This is a genomic window from Vibrio sp. M260112, assembly GCF_036533775.1.
Classification (GTDB): Bacteria; Pseudomonadota; Gammaproteobacteria; order Enterobacterales; family Vibrionaceae; genus Vibrio.
In genome coordinates, this window is sequence record NZ_JATABH010000142.1 from 1 (window position 1) to 1441 (window position 1441).

The window sequence follows — 1441 nt, forward strand, 5'->3', positions numbered from 1 at the left end:
CAATATGAAAATAAAAATATTTAAGTTAAGCATTGCGACGTCGTTAGTCATGTCGTCTTCGCTATCATATGCCGCGATGGAAATTGAGAGCTATTTGGGGTCTAGAGAGGAAACACCAGTAGGCATACCTATTCTATCTAGCCCAGAGAATGGCCCGATTAAAAAGTATAACGATGATGGAAGCGTTAACCAGTTCGCGTGGATTGATAGTAGTGGACGAGTACAATCAGACAACCTATTTTTTGCTCCGAGTCACAAGTTGCGTGGTAAAACCATCAAACTTTGTAAGATCGATAATGTAAATATGGAATGTTCTAATGAACTTACAGTTGTACCCAATGTTCGTCAACGTATGACGAGAAGCAATACACTAAACTTCGAGGACTATTGGGACTTCAACAATAAGTTTACCGACGATTTTATTCTTGATTCTGCGACTACAGTAAATACTAAGGCGACTTTTACTTACAAAGGGCCGGTAAGTGCTTCAACTGGACCTAGACCAAAAGGTATCTTTCGTGCCTTGTTTAATGAAGGTACCGCAATAACCACTGCACAAATGGAAGAGCTGTCGCCTAATTATGCAACATTTGAGCATGAACGTGCATTTATTATAGATTTAAAGACCAATAACGTTAAACTACTCGGTTTGTGTTCGTCGGTGGTATTGTCTGACGCCACCGTTGGCTACTTTACTCCCGATTGTGATGAAAGATTAGTGCGAGATAGTGATATCGAGACGAATAATACGGTTTATTTTTATCCGCCATCGCCGCAACAGTTTTCAGCACTATTTCCTAGCGAAACAATGAAGAAAATTGAAGCTGTCACGCATAATGGTAAAACTAAGCAATATGTTTATGCCCCAAGAGCGCGAGGAAACAACAATCTTCTGGAGGCATACTGTGATGCGATCGGTGAAGATATTAAACCAATGACAGAAAATGAAATGCTTGCTTTTGCGAGTAGTCAAACGTTTAATCAATCTTGGCCAGGCTTTACTGGTTATTGGACCAAAGATACTGCTACTTTAAATACATGGTGGAGTAATGCAGTCCCTGGGGGCTCTGGTATTGTAGGTATCTTAACTGCATTAAACGCTAACCCAACGTTCACTCCTGCAGCCAACAGTTACTACCATGGTTTCTTTGCATGTAAGAAGGGTTAATTTCAACTAGTGTTTAACCATTAATAGAGTAAGCCGCATGAAACAAAGCGGCTTATTTTATTCTTAGACTTTGATGTGATGGACACACCTCCCTTCTAGCATCGCTGTACCAGACTAATATTTGGCAATCTGTGTTCGAGACCGCCCTTCTTTAAAGTGTGCTAGAGCAAGTAAACGCATCTTCATTTGTATAGACTTCTGCTGACTAGCGAGTTTTTTAAAGTCGATGTTGTCGAGGCTATCCATGGCATTCTCGTGTAGAAATGACAGCCT

At 40.6% G+C, this 1441-nt stretch carries 1 protein-coding gene; it reads left to right on the top strand.

What is annotated here, in order from left to right:
* Positions 1-1168 (top strand): hypothetical protein (locus QTN95_RS20635; protein WP_331418845.1); only part of this gene is annotated, 1168 nt, incomplete at its 5' end.
* Positions 1169-1441 lie beyond the last annotated feature (273 nt).